The organism is Paenibacillus lignilyticus (assembly GCF_017942085.1).
GTDB lineage: Bacteria > Bacillota > Bacilli > Paenibacillales > Paenibacillaceae > Paenibacillus_Z > Paenibacillus_Z lignilyticus.
The window spans coordinates 12,187-34,282 of record NZ_JAGKSP010000030.1; the positions used below are offsets into that span (position 1 = coordinate 12,187).

The window sequence follows — 22,096 nt, forward strand, 5'->3', positions numbered from 1 at the left end:
CTTTAATCGATTTCGTCCTTCCGCTGCATCGCAAGAATATCCATCACTCCGCGGAAAATAGCCGTCGCTTGATTGGATGTTCCGGGTGTTCGGTTCTCGGCCAGAACCGCCACTGCATAGCGAGGTTGCCCAACCGGTCCGTAGCCCACAAACCATTGATTCAATCGTTCCCGATCTCCTCTTCTAATTTGGGCGGTGCCGGATTTTCCGGCGACCGTCCAAATTCCGTTTCGGATCCCTTTCCCCGTTCCGTAATGGACTACTGCCTCCATGCTCCTAAGCAAAGTCCGAGCTGTACGTGCATGGATTTGCCCATATTGCGAGGGCGAAGTCTGTCTGGCAAGCTTAGCCAACACTTGTCCATTCCCGTACCGAATTTCACTAACGAGCCTCGGCTCTTGTACACGCCCTTCATGCAACAGCGTAACGATAAGGTTAGCCGCTTGAAGCGGTGAGAGCTTGACGTCTCTTTGCCCTATGCCCGTTTGCGCCAGCTGACCGCCATCTCTGGCCCCTTGAGGTACAGCGAACACATTTCCCGCTTCTTCCTCCTGGAATTGCCGCAGCGGTCTTCCAAGCGGCGCAAACGCTTCTTTGCTGCTCCATCCGACCTGCCGAGCAATACCGAGCTGATCTGCGGTCACCAGAAACTGCCGCGCACTAAGCCGCTCAGCAAGCTCAGCAAACACGACATTACATGAGCCCGCAAATGCATCTTGGAGCGTGACGTGTCCATGCCCCCCGTCCTTCCAGCAATGAAGGCCATAGCGGCCATAATTCCCATTGCAATAGAACTGCTCGCCTTCACTAGTAACGTTGGACTCCAGTGCAGCCGCTTCCGTCACGATTTTGAATATCGAACCCGGTGTTGCCGCCCTAATCGCATGATTGGCAGCATCCGGACCCGCCGCGTTGATGGAGCTCATCGCGAGTTGCGGCTTTGAAATCATCGCAATAATATCTCCGTTAGCCGTATCGAGGACTACGACCGCTCCTTCTTTCAGTCCTTTATGATCCACATAGTTCTCCAGCTGATGCTGCAAAGAAAGATCCATCGTCGTCATTACTTTAACCGGATAGTATGGATTATTCGGGCTAATGAGCCTTAAGTTTAAGCCATGCATAGGCTTGTCCGTTCCATCTGTAAAATAAGACACTGCGGTCGGTCCCGTACCTTGCAGCAGCGGATCTAACGAATGCTCCAAGCCGGAGCCGCCTGTCTGGTCGCGCAGGGTCATCGTATGTTCCTTAAGCCGCTTGCTGTAATCGGCTTGAAGCAGCTCCGGATGCTGGCTGATGTAGCCGAGCGCATGTATGGCGCTGAAGGCAGACGGGTAGCGGTTATGGTAGGGCAGCACGCGCACACCGTTAATATGCAACGCTCCTATCGCGGTGAGTTGCTTGGCAGTTAGACGATGAGGCACCTTCTGCCCCTCCTGCTGCCAGAAGACGGGCACCGTTAATCTCGCCATCCATTGTTTCAACATAGAAGACTGTATGCCAAGCGCCTTGGCCAGTTCATCGAATTCCTTGGGGTTATTCGTACGAGATTTCATTTGCAGCGGAAATACAGCCAAGGCCTCGTAGGTCTCTCCCGTAAGCGGTCTGCCGAAACGGTCGTAGAAATCTCCCCTGCCTGTATCCAGTACTAATGTTCGTTCTCGCTGCGCGACAGACTCCTCTTTCCAATCGGAGCTAGTTGCCGTTACGGGTGCCGATGGCATTAGCTGCAGCCAACCGATGCGCAGTACGACTAACACTACCATCGCGCTCAACATCATAAGGAGGATGAAAATTCGCTGTTGTCTGCTTCTTCGCCGTTCTCTGCTCATGACGTCTGTTCCTCCGCCGCTCAAAGGGATTTTTTACAAGTATCCCCTTAATAAAAAAGGCCAATCAGATTTCGCTCTGATTGACCTTAGAAGGTTGAACGCACCGCGTCTATTGCTTCCGAAACCGACTGCATGCAAAGAACTCGAGCAGGAAACTCTGAAACGATTTTGCAACTAGCGGGAGCTTCTCATTGGATCGATAAATAAGTCCGATTGTCCGTGTTACTTGCGGTGAACGGACGCGCACCTTAGCCGGCTTAAGCGGTCCCGATGCATAGAGCGCCATTTCAGGCAGCAAGCTGACTCCCATACCTGCCGCAACCAGTCCGCGAATAGTATCCGTCTCTTCCCCCTCGAAGCCGATCTGCGGCGTAAATCCAGCCGCCAGACAAGCCTCCCATACAATTGGCCGCAGCGAGTAGCCTTCGCTGAACAGCACGAACATCTCGTCCTTCAGCTGAACCAATTCAATGGACTCTTCGCTCGCAAGCGGGTGATTCGGCGGCAGTATCGCAAACAGCTCTTCCGTTAAGACAATTTGACCGTTCACGTGAGGATGCTTCTCCGGACATGGCGATACGAAAGCAAGATCCACTTCGCCTTTCATCACGTCTTGGATCAGAGACGGGAACATCCCTTGTTTAAACCGAAACTTCACGTTAGGGTTCAGCTTCCGGAACGCCGCCACTACCTCAGGTATAAGCGAGATCCCCAAGCTGTGCGGAAAACCAAGTCGAATTTCTCCTTTCTCCGGATCGAGAAACTCTTGGATCTCCACGACGGAGCGCTCCAAATCAGCCAATATTACTTCTGCCCGCTTCAGAAACAACGCCCCCACAGGTGTAAGCTGCAGGTTGCGCCCCTTCTGCAGGAAGAGCTTGGCGCCAAGCTCCTCCTCCAGTTGATGAATTTGTCGGCTGACGGCAGATTGTGCCACGTGCAGCTCCTCTGCTGCTTTCGTAACATGTTCTTTCTTAGCCACTTTAACGAAATAATACAATTGACGAAGCTCCACTAGCGTCCCCTCTTCTTCTCTATATCAGCTGCCATTATCGATTATATCGGCGATTCTTCTTCCCGATTAAATACCAGTCATATGCATAAGCAAGCACGAAACCGGCAAACAATCCGCCAAAATGTGCCCATAGCCCGATCCCCGGCGCGAATATCGAATATAAAATACCGAAGATCAGTATCGTATACACCGTTTTACGCGAATCCGGATCAAGCGAGCGTTTCATTAGTGCCAAGTAGAGGTAAGCACCATATACACCGTAGATTGCTCCCGATGCGCCTGCTCCCGCAGTAGACGAGTCTGCGATGGCACTGAATAGATTGCCGACGATGCCGCACAGCAGATAGAACAGCAGATACTTCACATGTCCGAGCATCCGTTCAAGCGGAGGCGCAAACACCAGCACGGCAAACATATTGAAGAAAATATGCGAAATACTCAGATGCAAGAATTGGGCCGTCACATAACGCCAAGGTTCCGCAAGCGAGAAATAATTGTCGTTGGGATCACTGTAAAAGAAGCCTCGTTCCAGCAGCTGGCTATCCAATAGATAGCGATCGCTAATATAGATGAGCAGATTCAGCGCGATAATAGCCGCTGTAACCGGATATAGCCGCAAGTAACTGCGAAAACTTTCATAACGAAGAAATATCATCGTGTTCTCCTTTGCCCTCCTATTGGACAATGGCATTTCATTATAGTTATAATAATTTGGTATGAACCAATTCCATCCTAAGGAGGCTGTTTATTAATGGCACAAGAACGCACAGGCGTTGCTACTCTTAAAGGCAACCCGCTTACTCTGATTGGCCCAGAACTGAAAATCGGTGACCAAGCTCCTGATTTTCAATTGAACAAATCTCTTGTTGAGGTTGTTTCTTTGAAAGACTTCGCAGGCAAAGTGAAACTTGTCAGCGTAGTGCCTTCCATTGATACAGGCGTTTGCGATGCGCAAACTCGTCGTTTCAACGAAGAAGCAGCAACTCTTGGCGATAACGTAGCTGTCCTGACAGTCAGCGTTGACCTTCCGTTCGCGCAAGCTCGTTGGTGCGGTGCTGCAGGTGTCGATAAAGTTGTTCTGCTGTCGGATTACAAGAACAACAATTTCGGCGAAGCTTACGGCGTGTTGATCAAAGATCTACACTTGGATATGCGTGCGATCTTCGTCATCGACGGCAATGACACGATTCAATACGTGGAAGTGCTTAGCGAAATGACGGAGCACCCGAACTACGAGAATGCGATTAATGCAGTGAAAGCACTCGTATAAGCTACATAAAGATCAGCATATGACAAAAGCGAGGCAGGGACTCCCTTCCTCGCTTTTTCTCGTTATTATATGCCGGTCGTTTTATATTGAGCCAGCTTCTTATCGAGAGTCCGATAAATATCAATAATGATGCGGTAATTAGATCCAAGATCTCCGAACGAACCGCGCGACGCGGAATAAATGTCCACCGCTGCTGTAACAGGATTCACGTTGATAACGGATACGGTAATATCCATTGTACGGCCGGTTACCGTACGTTTCTCGAGTACGATCTCACCTACGGACTGCACTTCATGAAGCACCTTGTAGCCTTGCATCTTCTTTAGTGTAGAGACAACCTCTTCCCAAGCTCTCTCCCGTGACAACTTGTAATAATGGGATTTCAGTAACGGATCTTTCGCTTTATCGCCAGTCAATTCATGACTGCGCAGCAACCCGATAAGGGACCGCTTCAAAGACAAAGGTAATCTCCCCCTCCAACTTCTATGTACGCTAAGAAATATCATAACATAGTTTCTAACATAAAAAAAAGGGGTTGCCCCCTTTTCGCTTAAAGTAAGTAACCCGCCATGCCGTCCGACTTGCTTGTTTCTGAACCCGCTCTCGCAGGTGGGTGGCCGCAGAAACGTTTTTGAGATCCCTTTTCGAGGGCCTGTCAGCTGCGTTTCAATTGAGTCTCCCTTAAAACAGCCATTGGTTCAAAACAAGTGATAAGCCGTAACGTACATCGCAGGATGTATAGTTATTATAGACGTAACGGGGGCAAAAGTAAACGTGACACCCGCCGCTATTTAATGGTGTTTTGACCTTCTTCTGTATGTGGCAGGAATGCTTCGTCTTCGAGACGCTTGCGCTCTTCCTCCGCTGCCGCCTCCGCTGCCTTCTCCGCTTGCAGCTGCAGCTTCATGTAGATCGCGTAGAAGTTCCAGAAGGCGATAATCGCCACTACACTGCCCGTGAAGAACGGAACAAGAAACATCAATTTCGGCGAGCTGAAGCTAATATAAATAACGAAGCCGCACATAATGACTGTCGAGAGCGACCGGAATGGCCGTCCGATCGTAAGCAGCAATGCGTTCTTAAGCAGCTGCAGCGTCTTCATGTGATAGTGAACCACCATCGAGAAGAAATTGAACAGCGATACAGCCAGCAAAGCAACGAGTGCAACGAACAAATAAGAAACCAGCTGGAACGATTCCAATTTCACCAAGTATACCCGGAAGTCCACAATGAGAATCGTAAACAGAACCATATACAAGATTCCGCCTATCATGCTTTGCACGTAGCTGTCCTTATAGTTTCTAAAGTACGTGCGAAGGAGCGGCGCATCTACCTCACCCATTACCCATTTGCGCGCAACCGCAAACATAGCCGCAGTTGCCGGAAACAAAGTGAACGGAGCAACGATGCCGGAAACGATGAAGTAACTCAGCATTTGATCGCTGTTCTGAGCAAATAACACAGGGAGCAGTAAAATAATAAACGGCAAGGAACAAATGATCCATAGCACGTTTGTTACCGATAAGCGCATAATCCATTCCGAGATTTTATAAAACCCGCCCATCATGCCTCTCATTTCCATAGTAGCCAAGTCCTCCTAGCAAGCGATTTCATTTTATACTACGTTAACTATAATATAGACAGACCAAGAAGCCAACGCCCATTTTCGGGAATGTGGGCAGGCGTCTAAACGACATTCACCCATGTGCATACCATATAGTGTTATCGCACCCAAGACAAAAGCCGAGGAGGACGTCGCTAATGGGTAATATGGGTCATGGCTCTCATACTAGTGCCGCATTGATTCTTGTTCTGTTCATTCTACTTATAATTGTCTCGAAAGGCTTCTTCTGACAGCAGATAACAAGATAAAAAAGGGGCTCTATTTATCCGATTGCTCGGCTAAACAGAAGCCCCGGTGTCTATCCTTGCTTATTCGTCGGAGGATGGACGGGAACGGCGAGCTTCGCCGCGGCCGTCTCCACGGCCTTTGTTGTCACGATCGCGATCACGGTTGTAGCTGCTGCTGCTAGTGCTGCTGCTCGAACTGCTGCTGCGATTGCCGCTGTAGCCGCCACCGCTGCCGCCATAACCGCCACGGCTGCTTCCGCTGCTTTCGCCGCGTCCGCGAGGTCCGCTGCCGGAACGATTGCCGCCGCCAAATGGTCCGCCGGAGAAACGACGTCCGCTTGTACGAACATCCGGTCTGCGTTTCTTAGCGCGAATCGGATCTTCAGGCGTAAGTTCGATGTTAACATCTTTCTTCTCGCCAGTGATCAATTTAATAGCTGCTGCCAGCAAGTTAACGGAATCATATTGCTCAAGCAATTGAATTGCAATGGCTTTGAATTCATTAACTGCCTCGCCTTCCAGAGCATCCAGAATGCGCTCAGCTGTTACGCGTTGTTTGCCTTCAATTGCTTCAGCGATGCTTGGCAATGGCTTCTTCGCGATTTTGTGACGCGTCACTTTCTCGATGAAGTGCATGTGATCCAGCTCACGCGGCGTTACGAACGACCACGCTGTACCTTCTTTACCGGCACGGCCGGTACGGCCGATACGGTGTACATAGCTCTCCGGATCTTGCGGCAAGTCGAAGTTGATAACATGCGTTACGCCCGAAACGTCAAGACCACGTGCTGCAACGTCTGTTGCTACCAGCACATCGATGCTGCCGTCGCGGAATTTACGCATAACGTTATCACGTTGATTCTGGGACAAGTCGCCATGCAAGCCGTCTGCAGAATAACCACGCTTCTGAAGGGCTTCGCTCAGCTCATCTACACGGCGCTTTGTACGTCCAAAGATGATTGCAAGGTCAGGGGATTCCATATCAAGCAAACGGCTCAGTGCATCAAACTTCTGACGCTCATGAACTTCGATATAAGCTTGTTCAATCGTTGGTGCGCTGACTTGTGTTGGGATTACCGACACATGCTCAGGCGATTGTAGGAATTGATCTGCCAGTTTACGAATGTTCGGAGGCATTGTAGCCGAGAACAGCATCGTGTGGCGATTAGTCGGTACCAAGGAAAGAATGGAAGTGATATCTTCCATAAAGCCCATGTCCAGCATTTCATCCGCTTCATCCAAGATAACGGTTTGGACATCATCAAGTTTGATTGTTTTACGGTTAATATGATCGAGCAAACGACCAGGTGTACCGATGATGATTTGCGGGCGTTTCTTCAATGCGCGGATTTGACGACCGATCTCTTGACCGCCGTAAATCGGCAATGAACGTAGACCTTTGTAACGTGTAAGCTTTCCGATTTCTTCCGAAACTTGAATCGCAAGCTCACGGGTCGGGGTCATAATTAATGCGACGATACGCTCTTCAGTAACCGGGATCTTGTTGACAAGCGGGATCCCGAAGGCGGCCGTTTTGCCCGTTCCTGTCTGAGCTTGCCCGATCAAGTCGGTGCCGGCAAGCGCAATTGGAATGGCTTTCGATTGGATTGGGGTAGATTCCTCAAATCCAAGCTCAGTAATGGCTTGAAGAACCTTAGGTTCTAAGCCGAATTCAGCAAATGTTTTCAAACTGTTTCAATCTCCTTCTATCTGCATCCTACAGAAAATATACAGTTTATTATAGCACAACTGTATTTCTGAATACCAGCAAGCACTAAATACATATACTAGCATCATTTATTACATTAGACAACTTCCAACTTTTTTTGTTAAACTGCTACCTGTTGATTATACTCCGCCGAGGTGAACTATTTTGAGAACTTCACGAACTGCAGCAACGACTTTGATCAGTGCTTTGCTGATCGCTTTTGGCTTTAACCAGCTTCTGATTCCGCACAAAATGATCAGCGGCGGCGTATCCGGCATTACGATGATTGCCGGGTATGCGACCGGCCTAAACATTGGCTGGCTTTATTTTATTCTAAATGTGCCTATTTTAATCTGGGGATGGCGGGTACTGGGCTTGCGTTTTGTCGGCTGGAGCGCGTTCTCGGTTGCCGCTACGACGCTCTTCATGCAGCTTGTTCCGGTTAACCCCATGGTTGAGGATTTAACGCTTGGCGCGGTATTCGGCGGCGTCGTCATTGGTTTCGGAAGCGGACTGGCTCTTCGTGTAGGCTCCTCCTCCGGCGGCTTCGATATAATAGCGGCCATTATTACACGCAAACGCGACTTATCGGTCGGCATGCTGATCTTCGTCCTGAACGGAACCGTTATCGCCGCACTGGGAATGCTGACCAAAGACTGGGATATCGCGTTATTCTCCTTGCTGTCGATCTTTACGACAGGTAAAATCATCGACCTCATTCATATTAGTCATGTGAAGATTACCGTCTTTATCGTCACTACGAAGACCGAAGAAATGCGCACCGCCATGATTCCGCTGATCAGGGGCGTAACCGTCATTAAGACGCGCGGCGCCTACACGAATGCAGAGAACGACATGCTGATGACGGTGACAACTCGCTTCGAATTGAACCAGCTGCGCAAAATTATTGAAAGCACGGACCCGCGCGCATTCGTAAATATTGTAGAAACCGTCGGTGTAATGGGCGAATTCCGCAAGCCTTCCCTTTAATTTGCAAAACGGGCATCGGCTAATATGGAAATTGTTTGCTTAACACTAGGTTTTTGAATTCGCTGCTGTTATAATATAGCTATCCCGTTGAATTTGTTTCGTGCCATACGTTTTACCCTCCATTACGATGAAAGGGTGATGCTTCATGGATATGGAAACGGTCAGATTATTACAGATTGTGGAAAAGCTAGCACCGGAATTAGTGCCTTTCCTCACGGAGCGGGAATTGAATTTGAATATCGTGCTGCGGGATGGACTGGCATTGCTGGAACCTGAGGACGCGATGGAGATTGTGCAGCAAAGCATTTGCGAGCATCAAAGAGAAGTGCTTTTGCAATAGAGAACTACCCGGACGAGAAACGAGCAATCGGTTCTCGTTCTTTTTTTGTTTCAATAAAGCGACTGCCTTCCCCTCCTCTTCAATTTCTAACAAATTCCTACAAAATACCTCTGTGCCTTCATCCGAAACTGAATTATAATTTTACTGACTTGGCAGATGGGGAGAGAATTGAAATGGATGTTATTGTTTCTACTTTGTTATTGTTGTTTCATGTCTTAACCGGATCTGATGCGCAAGCAGGCGCGCAATCCGCCTCTACCCACCAACTGCTCGCTACAATGATAGCCGCTCCGAATTCGCAGCAGCCGAATGGTCCCGGAGGTACGACGCAGACAGGAACGAATCCGGGCACGGGTACCGCAACTCCCGGAGGAACAGGCACAGGTTCCAATACAGGAACCGAATTCGTCAAGCATGATCCGCAGCCGGATGCCCCCGAAGTGAAAGGCATCTATGTAACGGCTCACAGTGCCGGAGGCGCTCGAATGGAATCATTGCTGAAGCTGCTCGATAATACGGCTCTGAACAGCATGGTCATCGATTTGAAGGATGATAACGGCTACATTACCTACCCCACTACCAACCCAGAGCTGTTAAAGCTCGGCAAACCAAAGAAGTTCATCAGCAATATCAATCAAACGATGGAACGCCTGAAGAAACATGAGGTATACCCCATCGGACGGATCGTAGTATTTAAGGATACCGTGCTTGCCAGAAGTCATCCCGAGCTTTCCTTCGTGCGTAAGGACGGATCGATTTGGCAGAACGGCAAGGGCGACAGCTTCGTCAACCCCTATAAGAAAGAAGTATGGGATTACAACATTGCGATTGCAAAGGAAGCCGTGAAGCTCGGTTTTAAAGAAATTCAATTCGACTATGTCCGCTTCCCGGAAGGCTTCGAGAAGAAAGCCGACTCCCTGAAATTCGAGAAAAATAAAGATACGCGAGTAGACACGATCGCGGCATTCGTCAAATATGCGAAGTCCCAGCTTGAGCCGCTAGGCGTGCGCGTATCGGTAGATATATTCGGCTACGCCGCTTCCGTACCGGCCGCCGAAGGAATCGGGCAAGATTTCGTGAAAATATCGAAATATGTGGATGTCATTGCACCGATGATTTATCCAAGTCATTACAGCACGGGCTGGTTTAAAGTGAAGGATCCGGATAAAGACCCTTACGCGACCATCAAAGGTGCCATGGTCGATACACACAAGAAATTAGATCCGATCGGATCCTATAAACCGATCATCCGGCCTTGGATTCAAGACTTCACAGCGAGCTGGCTTGGCAAAGGGCATTATATTAAATACGGCAAAGCCGAAGTGGACGCACAGATTAAAGCATTGCAGGATTCCGGCATTCATGAATATTTACTATGGAACGCGAACAATCGTTATACGGCGGACGCCAACTTCTAAATGATACGCAAAACGCTCTGCAGGCCGTGCTCGGAATGAATTCCGACAGGGCTGCAGAGCGTTTTGCGTTTAAAGCTCACGAAGCTAACTTACTTGCGCAGCTTCGCTGCCAATTGCAAGAAATACGGTACGGTACGGTGAACGCGGGTTACGACATCTATGGATGACGGGGTACCGTCGGCTTCGAATTGACGTGCCGCGCCGCCGATGGAGATCCACTCCGGACAATTGATGCCGTGCATGTTCCGTACCATGGCTTGCAATTGGGTAAGCGAGCTTACCCCTACTGCACCGCCGGCAGAACAGATAGATAGCACGGCTTTGCTGTCGAAATGATCGCCGCCAAGGAAATCAAGGGCATTCTTCAGCACGCCGGAGATGCTTCCGTGATATTCAGGCGTGCTGAGCACGACAGCATCGCTGTGGAATACCGATTCGCGCAATGCTGCGAGGTTAGGATTCGTATCCTCGTGCGTGCCGTAGAACGGCAGCGGCTGCTTATACAGGTCGAATACGGTAACCTCATGGCCCTCCGTCTCCATAAACTTCCCGATATATCTGGACAATTTGGTACTGGTCGATTCCGGACGATTGCTTCCCGCGATAATCGTAATGCGCATAAATATTCCCCTTCCAATTTCCACTTTACATACATAATAGTATGTTTTGTATGTTTGGTCAATAAAGGAATTTACGATTGGGGAATCAGGTAACCTGAACCGACTTCGGTCCGTTTCTTCTCCACGATGGCAACCGCCTTCAGGACTGGCATTTTGATATAATGACGCGCAACATGGCTCTCTACGAACGAGAACGCTTTCTCATCCGTCTCTGCGAGCAGAATCAGATGCGCCGAAGTATCTTCCATTTCGATTTCGATTTTGTACAAGAACATCCTTCCAACCTCCTAATTAATAGAAAAGCCTTATACGGGCAGTCAATCGGGACCATACTCCCCGGCAGACGCGCATATAAGGCTTTAAGTTCATTTATTGAGATAAACGAAGAGCCAGGTTGTAGAGATCCATGTTGAACGGTTTCTTCGTGTTTACTACTTTATCAATGTCTGTCACGACGAGCTCACCGCGGATAATGCCGCAGCCTTTGCCGGAATCGCCTTCCATCAACTTGCGAACAGCGAAGTCGCCCAGTTGGCTGGCAAGGATCCGGTCATTGTGCGTTGGCGTTCCGCCACGCTGAATGTGGCCCAGAACGGTAACGCGAGGCTCCATTCCACAACGCTCCGTAATGCCTTTACCGATATCTTCGCCGCTTGCCGCGCCTTCAGCAACAACGATGATACTGTGACGTTTGCCGGAGCTGAAGTTTTCTTTCATGCGGTTAGCGACTTGATCCAAATCAAACGGCACTTCCGGTACGATAATGGTTTCCGCACCGCTCGCCAAACCGGCATACAGCGCGATATCGCCGCAATGACGGCCCATAACCTCTACGACCGAAGAACGCTCGTGCGAAGTCATCGTATCGCGCAGCTTGTTGATCGCATCGACAACGATGCTAACCGAAGTATCAAATCCGATGGTGTAGTCGGTGAACGGAATATCGTTGTCGATCGTTCCCGGCAATCCCATTGTTTTGATGCCCAGCTTGCAAAGCTTGTTGGCGCCTTGGTAGGAACCGTCCCCGCCGATGACGACAAGACCGTCGATGCCGCGCTCGCGGAGTACTTCCGCACCTTTCTGTTGGCCTTCCGGCGTCAGAAACTCTTTACAGCGGGCGGTTTGAAGAATGGTACCACCGCGCTGAATGATATCCCCTACGCTGCGAAGATCCATTTGACGAAGATCATTATTAAGCAGGCCTTGATAGCCGCGTTGTACACCATATACTTCAAGTCCGTGATATAAAGCACTACGGACAACAGCGCGAACCGCTGCGTTCATCCCTTGCGAATCTCCACCACTTGTAAGAACGGCAATTGATTTTACTGCTGACATTGCAAATCCACTCCTCTTTCATCTTTATCTGTGATTTCCATGATCCTACCTTTATTTAAATTGACGCAATCGAATAACAACGCTGTTTCCCCAGAAGAACAGCCGCGTGAGCGGGCTCTTCCGCATCAGGCGCTTCGAAACGAGCTGCACATCCTTCTGACCCCGGACTTTGGGGTCGGACAGGTATAAGGCGAGCAGGCCCTCGATTACCATGCGGTGAAACTTCGGAGCGGGCAGCCCGCTCACATCCCGCCGCGCACCTTCGACGATGTCTCCGATTCGCGTCACCAATTCACTTTGATTGGAATAGTAATTGCAGAAATTCAAGTCTCCGCCTATCCGATCTTCTTCTTGGTCGATCAAATAATCTAACATAATATGAAGACCGCAAACATGAGGGAAATAGCCGTTGCGCACTTGAAGCGCTTCTTCGCGGCCGCAGCCTTCATCCGAAGCGGCAAGAAACAGCATAAACATACCCAATGTGGAGCCTGTTGCCGCTCCAAACTCGTTCCACTTGAAATTCGGTGCAAGTTGACTGTGCTGCTCCCACCATGCCAGCAAAGCCGGTTCGCGTTTCTCTTTGACGATATGTTTATGAACCTGCAGGTCACCATATAGTCCAACAAGCTCTGTCACATAAGGCTGCACAGCCGGATACGATGGCAGTTTCCTTATACAGGCTTGACATGTACGCACCAGCTCATGCAAATACCCCCCGTCGTCGCGTTCTGTCCGCAGTGCGTAATAATCGCGCAGCGGCGCGTTCGGGTCTACGGCATCCAGCATCGATTGATGAAGCAGTCGAAAATCGTCCGCATCGAGCGAAGTGCTTCGGTCACATAAGTTGTCCAAATAATCACTGATCGTCTGCAATGCAACGATGAGAGGAACGAGCACATCCCTGAACTGCAAGTTGGCGGCGGCGTAAATACCGCCTCCTTCACAGTGAAACTGCTTGCTCGTCATGCTGGCTATCGCTTGCGTACGCAGCTCATCGTCGGGAATTCGCTCGGCAATGACACGCAATCTTGCAAGTTCGGCTCTAACTTCCGGCAGTACATATTTGTATACCCGGTACATTAATCGAATAGGCGTTTGCGGCATTTGGCGGGCCAAAGCTGTTAGTTGCATCGGGATGCGCCCTCCTTCTCCCACTCCGCTTGTTACGAATGGCGCTTATTTTCAATTTCTTGATTCATGCGGTACCAAATATGTAAATCATTAATCCGGCTTGCCAGCTCGGCAATGTCGGAGTTAATGGTACATGAACGCTCGAAGTTCTCTTCTTCAAACAGCTGAACTTGCTTCAGGTTAATGACCGCTTCCAATGCGATTACGCGCTCAGGAATCGTCCCGCGAATAATCTCCCATTCTGTCACAATGAACGTGCGATCCCTTTCACTGTACATGTCCCAATCCTGATGGAGGGACGGAAGCGGGATTCCAAGCCGGTCATTCCAACAAAAAAATTGGTTCACGTCTCAAAACCTCCAACAAATAATGTACCATTTCATAGAGTACAAATCCAGCGCGAAAACTTGTTCGCCATATGCTATACTGAGGTACATATCGCTTGCAAGGAGAACGAACTATGGGGAAACAGCCAGGCTCTGTGTCGATGAGACAGCTATGGCGTTTTTTTTTGCCGCTGGGACTTTCAGCCTCTCTCGTAACTATCTCACATGTCATAATCAATAGTACACTGGCACATGCAGCCAATCAGAAAGTCGTCATCGCGAGTTATGCCATCGCGATGAGTCTGCTTATTATTACGGAAAGGCCCGCCGTGTTGCTGCGCCAGACATGCTCGGCACTGGTACGCGATAAGCAGTCTTTCCGCGCTATGCTGCGAGTCGGCCAAGTTGTGTTCGCAGCCATACTGGTACTTGGTATGGTCATCTGCTATTCACCGCTCGGCACTTGGATATTCGGAGGACTATTCGGCGCAGATGACGACCTCGTTCCGCATATTCTGGAGGTCTATCAAATTCTCATGTTCGTCAGTATTTTCTCAGGCATCCGCTGTTTATATCACGGCGTCATTATTTATCATTTACGCACCAAATGGTTGACGATCGGCATGGCGCTGCGTCTTGTCGGAATGTACGGCATTGCTGTTTATTTTATGAACAAAGGGGTAACAAGCGGAACGGTCGGCGCTGTCATTTTCCTGGCCGGCATGATGATCGAAGCATTGGTTAGTTATCTTGAAGGCTCTTCGCTGGTCAAGCAGATGCCGGAGAAAGTAGAACGGCATGCCATACAGAACTTCAGGCAAGTATTCTCGTTCTATCGTCCATTGCTGCTGTCCACGCTGATCGCGGTTTGGATCGGGCCTTCTATCAATATACTGCTCGGTAAAACAAGCGATGCGGCGTTGTCCATTGCATCCTTTGCGCTTGCAGCGAGTCTGGTTCAGCTCACTTTAAGCTTCTTTACTTATTTCCATCAAATTGTACTGAACTTCTATAAAATCGATCCGAAAGCCGTCCGAAAATTCACGCTGCTGCTTGGCTTCATCCCAACGCTGCTCGTCGCTCTTCTGGCCTTCACGCCGGCAGGCGATTTCATCGTCGGCCATGTCATGGGCGTTGAAGGGAAACTGAAATCGGAAACCATCCTTGCCATGCAGCCATTCGTCCTGCTCGCCTTGGCGCTGCCGTGGCTGGATGTAGGTAACGGACTCATTATGGTGCGCGGTCAGACACGCATCATCTTGGGCTCACAATCCGTGAATCTATTGTTCACGGTAGCAACCTCGGTTCTATGCATTATGCTGACGCCGGGCTGGAATGGCGCAATCGGCGCATGGGCACAATCGATTGGGGTAGCCGCAGAATGTCTGTTCATCGCGATTGCGATCAGACGAGTCGGACATGCGGACAAAACAATGTCTAGGCAGGCAGCAGATTTGGAGTGAAATTATTTTGGGCACTACACGATCAAACCTAAACAACGCTTCCGCCGATAACGCGCAAGCGGCTTCTATAGCTGGCTCGAAGACGCGAGAAGTGTTCATGCTACGATTCTTTATGTACGTTATTTATACTACACAAGCGCTTGTCGTCTCTTACTTCCCGTTGTACTTCATGGACCGCGGTTATACGGCGGGTCAAATTGGCATCATTTATTCAACCGGGCCGTTCATTTCGATTTTCGCGAACATCATCTTCGGAACAGCAAGCGACCGCTATCGGACCATTAAGAAAATAATGACGCTTCTCATGTTTGGACAACTGGTCATGGTCTCACTGCTCTTTACGACGGATGCCTTCGTTATTGTCTGCTTCATTATGCTGGCTTTCTATTTCTTTCAGACGCCTGTCAATCCGCTCAGCGACAGCCTGATTCTGTTATCCAGTCAATTTACATCCAAGCCCTATGCGCTCATTCGAGTATTCGGATCACTGGGTTTTGCATTCTCGGCGTTTCTGGTCGGCCAGCTCATTAAAGTAACCGGTACTTCAACGACAATTCCGCTGGCTGTCGGCTCGATCAGCCTTGCCTTGCTGCTATCCTTTACACTTAAAGACTATCAGGGAACGAAGCGAAAAATCCAATTCGGCGGTTTCCTGAAGCTCATTCGCAAACCGAGCATCCTCAGCTACTTCGCCATCGTTCTGGTTGTTTCCATCGCGCATCGGATGTATGAAGGCTTTCTGGCCGTCACAATGCGGGAAATGGGTGCGGACAACTCGCTTGTCGGCATTGCGTGGATGATCTCCGCCATCAGTGAAATCCCGATCCTGTACTTGCTCGGCAAGTACGGTCATAAATTCAAAGAGCTTCCCCTGCTGGCTATCGCCAGCCTGATGTATGCCCTGCGCTTCTGGCTCATCAGCGAAATAACAGACCCGATCTGGATTATTCCGATCCAGGCGATGCACAGCATTACGTTCGGGATCTACATGGTTACGGCGCTGCGTTACTTGTCTTCCATCATTCCCGATGAGTTCCGCTCCTCCGGGCAGGCCGTTTACGCCATCGTCTGGAGCGGCTTTGCCGGCGCAATAAGCGGGACTGCCGGCGGCGCAGTCTTCCAGCAGTTCGGAAGAACAGCCTTCTTCCAACTGGCCATGACGCTTGCCTTAGTCGCATCTGTCGCTTTCCTTGGTAAACATTACATCGATCGCGATGCCTAGCCTAGCATGCTCCTATTGCATATAGTAAAAAAGCCCCCTCGCAATTTGCAAGGGGGCTTTTATCAAGATCTATTCTTCGTCCGACAGTTCGAAATTGACGTAAACGTCTTGGACATCCTCATTATCCTCGAAAGCATCCATCATCTTCTGCAGCTTCTCTGCATTTTCGCCTTCTGCTGAAACCGTGTTTTGCGGCAGCCATTGAACGCTCGCCGTTTCAAACTTATGCCCAAGCTTCTCAAGCTCCGTCTTCACGGCTTCGAACTCATGCGGATGCGTAATGACTTCAAAGCTTTCCTCATTGACGATAACATCCTCCGCTCCGCCTTCCAGCGCCTGCATCATCATCGTATCCTCGTCGGTATCCAGCTCTTCACGGCTAATGACGAGCAGTCCCTTCTGATCGAACATATAGGAGACGCAGCCGCTCTCGCCCATATTCCCGCCGCGTTTATTGAAGATCGAACGAACATCCGCAGCCGTGCGGTTCCGGTTATCCGTCAAGCAGCGAACCATGATCGCGGTACCGCCCGGGCCGTAGCCTTCATACATGATTTCTTCATACTCCACATTATCATTGGCGCCTGCAGCCTTCTTGATCGCACGTTCAATGCTGTCTGTCGGCATTTGCTCGGCACGAGCCGCCGCAATCGTATTCTTCAAGGCAAAGTTCGACTCCGGGTTCGGTCCGCCTTTGCGTGCATGAACGTATAGCTCTCTTGCCAGCTTAACGAATTTATTATTTTTAGCCTGATCGGCCTTCCCTTTGCGGTCTTTAAACAATTTGAATTTCATAAGCTCTAATTCGCTCCTTAGCAGAGGTAGAATAATTTCCATTCACCAGTTTATCATCTTGTCCATGTGGAGGTCAAAGCCCCCAAACAAATAAAAAAAACCCGACATCATCATGTCGGGCTCATCTATAGCGTTTACTTATGAGAAGCTTCCCGGTGGAAGCTGCATAGCTTACAGTTTGGTAACGTTTGCCGCCTGCGGCCCGCGATTGCCTTGTGTAATATCGAACTCTACGGATTGACCTTCATCCAGCGACTTGAAGCCTTCGCCTTGAATTGCGGAATAATGAACGAACACGTCCTCGCCATTCTCTACTTGAATGAAGCCATAGCCTTTTTCTGCGTTAAACCATTTAACTGTTCCTTTCAAATGAACAACCTCCTAAAAATGAGCGCGACCGTAAAACCGGGCGACTTGCTTTATTATACACTCGATGCCAGTTATTTGCAATTAAATGTTGACAAAAAGGACGAGTTGTGTTAATGGAATCTTGGGTTACTTGACCCGTTTCTTTGCAATCGTCGCTCTGATTTCATTCAGAAGGGCCACGGAAGCATCAATTTCAACTTTTCTCGTCGAAACGCTCTCTACGCTGCACCCGAGCGGAATCCCCTTCTCCAATCCGAAATCGAAAATTTCTTCAAACATGCGATGCGAGAGCGTAACGGATTTATCTAAAATATCATTGGAATGCTTCAAGTCATTTTCCAGCCATTTCGGAATGCTGATGCCAAGCCATTTCATAAATTCCAGCGTCTTCGGCGAACCGCAAGGCGCAACATTGATCAAGATCGGCACCATGTCGATTTCCTGATCTCTGCAGGAATAGTAATAGTCCGATAAGAAATTTTTGGTCGCTTCTATATTGTACGTTGCCTGAGAGATGAAGAATTGGCAGCCGCTGTTCATTTTCTGTATCACGCGAAGATGCTCATCGTTCTTCATCGTATGTCTTTCCGGTATCACAACACCGCCGAAGGTCAGGTTCGGATCCATACGCCGGCTTAGCTCGTACGCCTCCGGTAGCCGCATGCTCGTAGCCTGCTTGCTCGAGGATGCTCCCACATAGACGGAGAATCGGTCTTGATCCGATTCTGCCTGCAGCCATTCCGAGAACTGATTCGCTGAATAGTTGCCGACGCAGCGGTAAATGATCTTGGGAACCGCTAATTGATTCAAATACTCCTTGCTGTATGTCGTGGGATCGACTGTCCGCAGAAACGGAAACGGCCGGTCTTGCTCGATGCGATCGCTCTCCTCCTGCACATCGTACAGGATTAAACCGTCTATTTGTAAACCTTCCAGCCGCTCCACTTGCTTCTGAGCGATTTCGGCGATTTTCTCGGCAGTATTCGACTCCTTAGGCGGTGTCATGCCATATGTAGTGATGCCCGGTTCTCTTCTGATAATTTTCTCTCTTAGCAAGCTATCCACTTCTCCACTTCCTTCGATTAAATAATTCACTGGCTGTTATTCGACCTCATAAGTAATTCGTGAACCAAATTCGTTTATCCTTTTCTCCCCCAAAAGCCGCTTTATTTGACGGCGTAAGACCATGAAATATTTGATTTCTACCCTATTTTATGGCTATCATTGTATGAAGCATCAAGCTATTTACAGAGAGGGATGGTCCTTATGTTTAAAAAGGTTCAAATTTATAAAACAGATAAATACAATATGCTCAACGTTGAAGTACAAGGCAAAACACTGATTGTTCGCGAGATCAACGATCAATGGGGCGAAGAATGCCATACATTCGTCAGCCGCCCGGAAATGCTGCACTGGGCCGAGAACCGCTTCCGTCCATCTGAATTTGCAGGCCGCGAGGAAGAACTCGCAGCTATCATGGAAGCCTTCAGATCGGTCTAAATTCGAGGCTTGCGTGCAGGAGGAAAATTCATCCTGTTTATCGAACATAACCATGTACCAACCTGCATAGGTTGTGCGGAGGGGAGCTACATATAAGTGGATAAGACATCTACGATTATATTCATCATTGCCGCTTTTTCACTCGGGGTCGTCATCATCATGCAGCGGAATAATATTCCGCCCAGCTTGCGCAGAGGACTTGCCATCGCAGCGATCGTATTTATTGCATTTGCCTTTTTCCTGATCGTGTACAGTTTGACAACGATGGGGACATAAGGAACCGCCTGCCGGGCCAAACTAGAGTCACAACCTTTCAGGGAGCGTGACTTCTAGCGTGAAATGGCTGCCGATCCTATTATCGCTCTCACTGCTGCAATCAAGTCAAGCTAACGTCCTGCAGCGTGAAGCACCCCATTCTGCTGATTCCGCCACATCTACCAACCATCATGCGAGGAGGGTTCCCATGAACCAAGTACCAAAACGCTCCGAAACCGCAGCTGAGCACCGCTGGCAGCTGGAGGATATTTTCGCGGATCAATCCGCATGGGACAAGGAATATGCGCAAGCGAAAGAGCAGATGAAGAAAGTAGAAGCTTATCAAGGCAAATTAGCAGACCCAGCACAGCTCAAAGCTTGCTTCGAGCTTGAGGACGAGCTTTCGCTCAAAGTAGAACGACTCTATGTGTACGCGAACATGAAACATCACGAGGATACGGCAGAGCCGGGCTTCCAAGCCCTCTCCGACAAATCCAAGAAGCTGAGCGTCGAAACCGGCGAAGCGCTCTCCTTCATCACGCCTGAGGTGCTCAGTCTCTCCGACGAAGCGCTCCAAAGCATGATCAATAACGCGGATCTCGCTAAGTATCGCCACACCTTGGAAGAAATGAGCCGTCAGAAGGCGCATGTACTCTCCAAATCCGAAGAAGCGCTGCTTGCGCAGGTCGGTAACATCAGCCAAGCTCCGGGCACAATCTTCAGCATGCTGAACAACGCCGACTTGAAATTCCCGAAAGTGAAGGACGAGAACGGCGAAGAGGTTGAATTGTCCCATGGCCGTTACATACAGTTTCTGGAGAGCAAGAACCGTGAAGTGCGCGAAGGTGCTTTCAAAGCGATGTACGACACGTACGGCAAGCTTAAGAACACACTTGCTTCCACGCTCAGCTCGAATGTAACGAAGAACTTGTTCTACTCACGTGCCCGCAAATATCCTTCTACGCTCGAAATGTCGCTCTACGGAGACAACATTCCGAAGGAAGTGTACGGGAACCTGATCAGCACCATTCATAAGTATCTTCCGCTCATGCATCGCTACATGGAGCTTCGCAAGAAGCTGCTGAAAGTAGATGAGCTCCATATGTATGACTTGTTCGCTCCGCTTGTAGATGAGTTCAAGATGGACATCACCTTCGAGGATGCGAAGAAAACCGTCAGCGAGAGCTTGAAGCCGCTAGGCAGCGATTATTTGACCGTGCTGCAGGATGGATTCGATAAAGGCTGGATCGACGTATACGAGAACGAAGGCAAACGCAGCGGCGCATATAGCTGGGGCGCTTACGGCACGCACCCTTACGTGCTGCTCAACCACAAGGACAACTTGAACAGCATGTTCACCTTGACGCACGAAATGGGCCATGCGCTTCATTCCTACTATTCCGACAACAATCAGGATTACCGCGACGCGCAATACACGATCTTCTTGGCCGAAGTGGCCTCGACGCTCAACGAAGCGCTGCTCATGGATTACATGCTGAAGAAGTCGACCGATCCGAAAGAAAAAATGTACCTGCTGACCTACTATGCCGACCAATTCCGCACAACGGTATTCCGTCAGACGATGTTCGCGGAATTCGAGAAGATCATTCACGAACGCGCCGAGGAAGGCGATTCCTTGACGCCGCAGGAATTCAGTAAAATCTACTACGACCTGAACAAGCTGTACTATGGCGACGGCATGGTCATCGATAAAGACATCGAAATGGAATGGGCACGTATCCCGCATTTCTACACCAGCTTCTATGTGTACAAATATGCGACGGGCTTCTCCGCAGCTACCAGCTTCTCCAAACAGATCCTGGAGGAAGGCGCCCCTGCGGTGGAGCGTTACCTCGGCTTCCTGAAGAGCGGCGGCAGCGACTATTCCATCAATATCTTGAAGAAAGCCGGCGTCGATATGTCGACCCCGGAACCGATCGAGCAAGCGATGAGCGTGTTCGAACAATTGATCGAGCAAATGGAGCAGCTGACTTCTTAAGCTGCTTCCACTTCCTAAGAATGAGAAAGAGCAGCCCAACCGGGCTGCTCTTTCTCATTGCGCGGTTATTACGGCTGGGACGGCGTCCGCAGCGAAGCAAACAATTCTGTCGCTTCCGCGAAAGAAGACACGGCTCCGTCCAGACGCTGAATAAGCTCCTCATCCAGCTGCAAGCCGCCGGCATCGGTCTTCTTGATTTGCGAATCTACGGCATAGACGCCTGCTGAAACATGACGCGCATATAACGCCGAAAGCACCGGTTTCAAGGCATAATCAATCGTCAGCAAATGAGCGATCGTTCCGCCAATGAACAACGGCAGCACAACCTTCCCTTCCAAGCCGGTCTGCGGCAGCAAATCCAGGTAAGTCTTAAGCACGCCGGTGAAAGATGCTTTGTACACCGGACTTGCTACGATGACAGCGTCCGCGTCTGCAATCTGCTTATTCGCATCTTTAATCGCCGAGCTGTCCCAGCGAGCCAATACGAGATCCTCTGCCGGAAGCGAAGCTACATGCAGCGAGCTCACTTCCCACCCGAGTCCCAGAAGCTTAGCTTCCGCGTAATCGGTCAACCCGTTCAAACGAGAAATCGGATTCGGACTTCCTGAAATTATTACTACTTTCGGCATAGCTGCTCACACTCCCGGTTTA

The 22,096-nt window shown here is 49.7% G+C and carries 25 protein-coding genes and 1 other RNA gene; 10 read left to right on the plus strand and 16 right to left on the minus strand.

The window, feature by feature from the left end; translation table 11 throughout:
* Positions 1-2: 2 nt before the first annotated feature.
* From I8J30_RS30745 to I8J30_RS30755, 3 genes are all read right to left on the minus strand, one after another.
* Positions 3-1,832, minus strand: coding sequence for a peptidoglycan D,D-transpeptidase FtsI family protein (locus tag I8J30_RS30745; protein ID WP_210664213.1), 1,830 nt, complete (start codon positions 1,830-1,832; stop codon positions 3-5).
* Between the two features lie 109 nt (positions 1,833-1,941).
* Positions 1,942-2,847 (minus strand): glutamate biosynthesis transcriptional regulator GltC, encoded by a 906-nt coding sequence (gltC, locus tag I8J30_RS30750; protein ID WP_210664214.1) that lies wholly within the window; start codon positions 2,845-2,847, stop codon positions 1,942-1,944.
* A 34-nt stretch (positions 2,848-2,881) separates the two neighbouring features.
* Positions 2,882-3,502 (minus strand): rhomboid family intramembrane serine protease, encoded by a 621-nt coding sequence (locus tag I8J30_RS30755; protein ID WP_210664215.1) that lies wholly within the window; start codon positions 3,500-3,502, stop codon positions 2,882-2,884.
* A gap of 96 nt (positions 3,503-3,598) precedes the next feature.
* Between I8J30_RS30755 and tpx the strand changes: the two genes are divergently transcribed.
* The gene (gene tpx, locus I8J30_RS30760) at positions 3,599-4,117 is read left to right on the plus strand and encodes a thiol peroxidase (RefSeq protein WP_210664216.1); all 519 of its coding nucleotides are present in this window, start codon (positions 3,599-3,601) and stop codon (positions 4,115-4,117) included.
* A 65-nt stretch (positions 4,118-4,182) separates the two neighbouring features.
* On the opposite strand, the gene I8J30_RS30765 is transcribed toward tpx, so the two are convergent.
* The 3 genes from I8J30_RS30765 to I8J30_RS30775 all read right to left on the minus strand — a co-directional run bounded on the left by I8J30_RS30765 (position 4,183) and on the right by I8J30_RS30775 (position 5,699).
* Complete coding sequence (locus I8J30_RS30765; RefSeq protein ID WP_177245889.1) at positions 4,183-4,578, minus strand: DUF1499 domain-containing protein; 396 nt, start codon at positions 4,576-4,578, stop codon at positions 4,183-4,185.
* 96 nt (positions 4,579-4,674) lie between these two features.
* Positions 4,675-4,856, minus strand: a non-coding RNA gene (gene ssrS / locus I8J30_RS30770) — 6S RNA.
* 48 nt (positions 4,857-4,904) lie between these two features.
* On the minus strand, positions 4,905-5,699 hold the full coding sequence (locus I8J30_RS30775; RefSeq protein ID WP_091220655.1) for a YesL family protein: 795 nt from the start codon (positions 5,697-5,699) through the stop codon (positions 4,905-4,907).
* Positions 5,700-5,878: 179 nt separating this feature from the next.
* Between I8J30_RS30775 and I8J30_RS30780 the strand changes: the two genes are divergently transcribed.
* Positions 5,879-5,971 (plus strand): YjcZ family sporulation protein, encoded by a 93-nt coding sequence (locus I8J30_RS30780; protein ID WP_091220657.1) that lies wholly within the window; start codon positions 5,879-5,881, stop codon positions 5,969-5,971.
* 78 nt (positions 5,972-6,049) lie between these two features.
* Here I8J30_RS30780 and cshA read toward each other — a convergent pair whose 3' ends face one another.
* Positions 6,050-7,657 carry a degradosome RNA helicase CshA gene (cshA, locus tag I8J30_RS30785; RefSeq protein ID WP_210664217.1) on the minus strand — a complete coding sequence of 536 codons (1,608 nt, stop codon included), beginning with the start codon at positions 7,655-7,657 and terminating at the stop codon, positions 6,050-6,052.
* Between the two features lie 181 nt (positions 7,658-7,838).
* On the opposite strand from cshA, the gene I8J30_RS30790 reads away from it, so the two are divergent.
* The 3 genes from I8J30_RS30790 to I8J30_RS30800 all read left to right on the plus strand — a co-directional run bounded on the left by I8J30_RS30790 (position 7,839) and on the right by I8J30_RS30800 (position 10,424).
* Entirely contained in the window at positions 7,839-8,666 is an 828-nt protein-coding gene (locus I8J30_RS30790) for a YitT family protein (protein ID WP_371264841.1), read from the plus strand.
* Positions 8,667-8,811: 145 nt separating this feature from the next.
* Positions 8,812-9,006 carry a hypothetical protein gene (locus I8J30_RS30795; protein ID WP_091220662.1) on the plus strand — a complete coding sequence of 65 codons (195 nt, stop codon included), beginning with the start codon at positions 8,812-8,814 and terminating at the stop codon, positions 9,004-9,006.
* 173 nt (positions 9,007-9,179) lie between these two features.
* A complete protein-coding gene (locus I8J30_RS30800; RefSeq protein WP_210664218.1) occupies positions 9,180-10,424 on the plus strand; it encodes a putative glycoside hydrolase in 1,245 nt (414 codons plus the stop codon).
* A gap of 89 nt (positions 10,425-10,513) precedes the next feature.
* On the opposite strand, the gene I8J30_RS30805 is transcribed toward I8J30_RS30800, so the two are convergent.
* The 5 genes from I8J30_RS30805 to I8J30_RS30825 form a co-directional block, all read right to left on the minus strand.
* A complete protein-coding gene (locus I8J30_RS30805) occupies positions 10,514-11,044 on the minus strand; it encodes an NADPH-dependent FMN reductase (RefSeq protein WP_210664219.1) in 531 nt (176 codons plus the stop codon).
* 71 nt (positions 11,045-11,115) lie between these two features.
* Entirely contained in the window at positions 11,116-11,319 is a 204-nt protein-coding gene (locus I8J30_RS30810) for a DUF3906 family protein (RefSeq protein WP_210664220.1), read from the minus strand.
* A gap of 94 nt (positions 11,320-11,413) precedes the next feature.
* On the minus strand, positions 11,414-12,382 hold the full coding sequence (gene pfkA / locus I8J30_RS30815; protein WP_091220670.1) for a 6-phosphofructokinase: 969 nt from the start codon (positions 12,380-12,382) through the stop codon (positions 11,414-11,416).
* 51 nt (positions 12,383-12,433) lie between these two features.
* A complete protein-coding gene (locus I8J30_RS30820; RefSeq protein WP_210664221.1) occupies positions 12,434-13,516 on the minus strand; it encodes a tetraprenyl-beta-curcumene synthase family protein in 1,083 nt (360 codons plus the stop codon).
* 32 nt (positions 13,517-13,548) lie between these two features.
* On the minus strand, positions 13,549-13,863 hold the full coding sequence (locus I8J30_RS30825; RefSeq protein WP_210664222.1) for a hypothetical protein: 315 nt from the start codon (positions 13,861-13,863) through the stop codon (positions 13,549-13,551).
* A 113-nt stretch (positions 13,864-13,976) separates the two neighbouring features.
* Between I8J30_RS30825 and I8J30_RS30830 the strand changes: the two genes are divergently transcribed.
* A complete protein-coding gene (locus I8J30_RS30830; protein ID WP_210664223.1) occupies positions 13,977-15,305 on the plus strand; it encodes a multi antimicrobial extrusion protein MatE in 1,329 nt (442 codons plus the stop codon).
* A 7-nt stretch (positions 15,306-15,312) separates the two neighbouring features.
* Complete coding sequence (locus tag I8J30_RS30835) at positions 15,313-16,527, plus strand: MFS transporter (protein ID WP_240548504.1); 1,215 nt, start codon at positions 15,313-15,315, stop codon at positions 16,525-16,527.
* A gap of 69 nt (positions 16,528-16,596) precedes the next feature.
* On the opposite strand, the gene I8J30_RS30840 is transcribed toward I8J30_RS30835, so the two are convergent.
* The 3 genes from I8J30_RS30840 to I8J30_RS30850 form a co-directional block, all read right to left on the minus strand.
* Positions 16,597-17,322 (minus strand): YebC/PmpR family DNA-binding transcriptional regulator, encoded by a 726-nt coding sequence (locus I8J30_RS30840; RefSeq protein WP_240548505.1) that lies wholly within the window; start codon positions 17,320-17,322, stop codon positions 16,597-16,599.
* Between the two features lie 171 nt (positions 17,323-17,493).
* Entirely contained in the window at positions 17,494-17,691 is a 198-nt protein-coding gene (locus I8J30_RS30845; RefSeq protein WP_090981718.1) for a cold shock domain-containing protein, read from the minus strand.
* Between the two features lie 126 nt (positions 17,692-17,817).
* Positions 17,818-18,756 carry a methylenetetrahydrofolate reductase gene (locus I8J30_RS30850; RefSeq protein WP_338044980.1) on the minus strand — a complete coding sequence of 313 codons (939 nt, stop codon included), beginning with the start codon at positions 18,754-18,756 and terminating at the stop codon, positions 17,818-17,820.
* Positions 18,757-18,957: 201 nt separating this feature from the next.
* Here I8J30_RS30850 and I8J30_RS30855 point away from each other — a divergent pair, with 201 nt between their 5' ends.
* The 3 genes from I8J30_RS30855 (at position 18,958) to pepF (ending at position 21,445) form a co-directional block, all read left to right on the plus strand.
* On the plus strand, positions 18,958-19,191 hold the full coding sequence (locus tag I8J30_RS30855) for a hypothetical protein (RefSeq protein ID WP_091220683.1): 234 nt from the start codon (positions 18,958-18,960) through the stop codon (positions 19,189-19,191).
* Positions 19,192-19,287: 96 nt separating this feature from the next.
* Complete coding sequence (locus I8J30_RS30860) at positions 19,288-19,467, plus strand: hypothetical protein (RefSeq protein WP_210664224.1); 180 nt, start codon at positions 19,288-19,290, stop codon at positions 19,465-19,467.
* Positions 19,468-19,654: 187 nt separating this feature from the next.
* On the plus strand, positions 19,655-21,445 hold the full coding sequence (gene pepF, locus I8J30_RS30865) for an oligoendopeptidase F (RefSeq protein ID WP_210664225.1): 1,791 nt from the start codon (positions 19,655-19,657) through the stop codon (positions 21,443-21,445).
* A 68-nt stretch (positions 21,446-21,513) separates the two neighbouring features.
* Here pepF and ssuE read toward each other — a convergent pair whose 3' ends face one another.
* Positions 21,514-22,074: an NADPH-dependent FMN reductase gene (gene ssuE / locus I8J30_RS30870; protein ID WP_091220690.1), complete on the minus strand. Its 561-nt coding sequence runs from the start codon at positions 22,072-22,074 to the stop codon at positions 21,514-21,516.
* Positions 22,075-22,096 lie beyond the last annotated feature (22 nt).

Coding starts and splice junctions, on each gene's coding strand:
- I8J30_RS30745 (WP_210664213.1), bottom strand. CDS start 1,832: ATGAGCAGAGAACGGCGAAGAAGCAGACAACAGCGAATTTTCATCCTC.
- I8J30_RS30755 (WP_210664215.1), bottom strand. CDS start 3,502: ATGATATTTCTTCGTTATGAAAGTTTTCGCAGTTACTTGCGGCTATAT.
- tpx (WP_210664216.1), top strand. CDS start 3,599: ATGGCACAAGAACGCACAGGCGTTGCTACTCTTAAAGGCAACCCGCTT.
- I8J30_RS30775 (WP_091220655.1), bottom strand. CDS start 5,699: ATGGAAATGAGAGGCATGATGGGCGGGTTTTATAAAATCTCGGAATGG.
- I8J30_RS30780 (WP_091220657.1), top strand. CDS start 5,879: ATGGGTAATATGGGTCATGGCTCTCATACTAGTGCCGCATTGATTCTT.
- I8J30_RS30795 (WP_091220662.1), top strand. CDS start 8,812: ATGGATATGGAAACGGTCAGATTATTACAGATTGTGGAAAAGCTAGCA.
- I8J30_RS30800 (WP_210664218.1), top strand. CDS start 9,180: ATGGATGTTATTGTTTCTACTTTGTTATTGTTGTTTCATGTCTTAACC.
- I8J30_RS30805 (WP_210664219.1), bottom strand. CDS start 11,044: ATGCGCATTACGATTATCGCGGGAAGCAATCGTCCGGAATCGACCAGT.
- I8J30_RS30810 (WP_210664220.1), bottom strand. CDS start 11,319: ATGTTCTTGTACAAAATCGAAATCGAAATGGAAGATACTTCGGCGCAT.
- pfkA (WP_091220670.1), bottom strand. CDS start 12,382: ATGTCAGCAGTAAAATCAATTGCCGTTCTTACAAGTGGTGGAGATTCG.
- I8J30_RS30820 (WP_210664221.1), bottom strand. CDS start 13,516: ATGCAACTAACAGCTTTGGCCCGCCAAATGCCGCAAACGCCTATTCGA.
- I8J30_RS30830 (WP_210664223.1), top strand. CDS start 13,977: ATGGGGAAACAGCCAGGCTCTGTGTCGATGAGACAGCTATGGCGTTTT.
- I8J30_RS30840 (WP_240548505.1), bottom strand. CDS start 17,322: ATGAAATTCAAATTGTTTAAAGACCGCAAAGGGAAGGCCGATCAGGCT.
- I8J30_RS30855 (WP_091220683.1), top strand. CDS start 18,958: ATGTTTAAAAAGGTTCAAATTTATAAAACAGATAAATACAATATGCTC.
- pepF (WP_210664225.1), top strand. CDS start 19,655: ATGAACCAAGTACCAAAACGCTCCGAAACCGCAGCTGAGCACCGCTGG.
- ssuE (WP_091220690.1), bottom strand. CDS start 22,074: ATGCCGAAAGTAGTAATAATTTCAGGAAGTCCGAATCCGATTTCTCGT.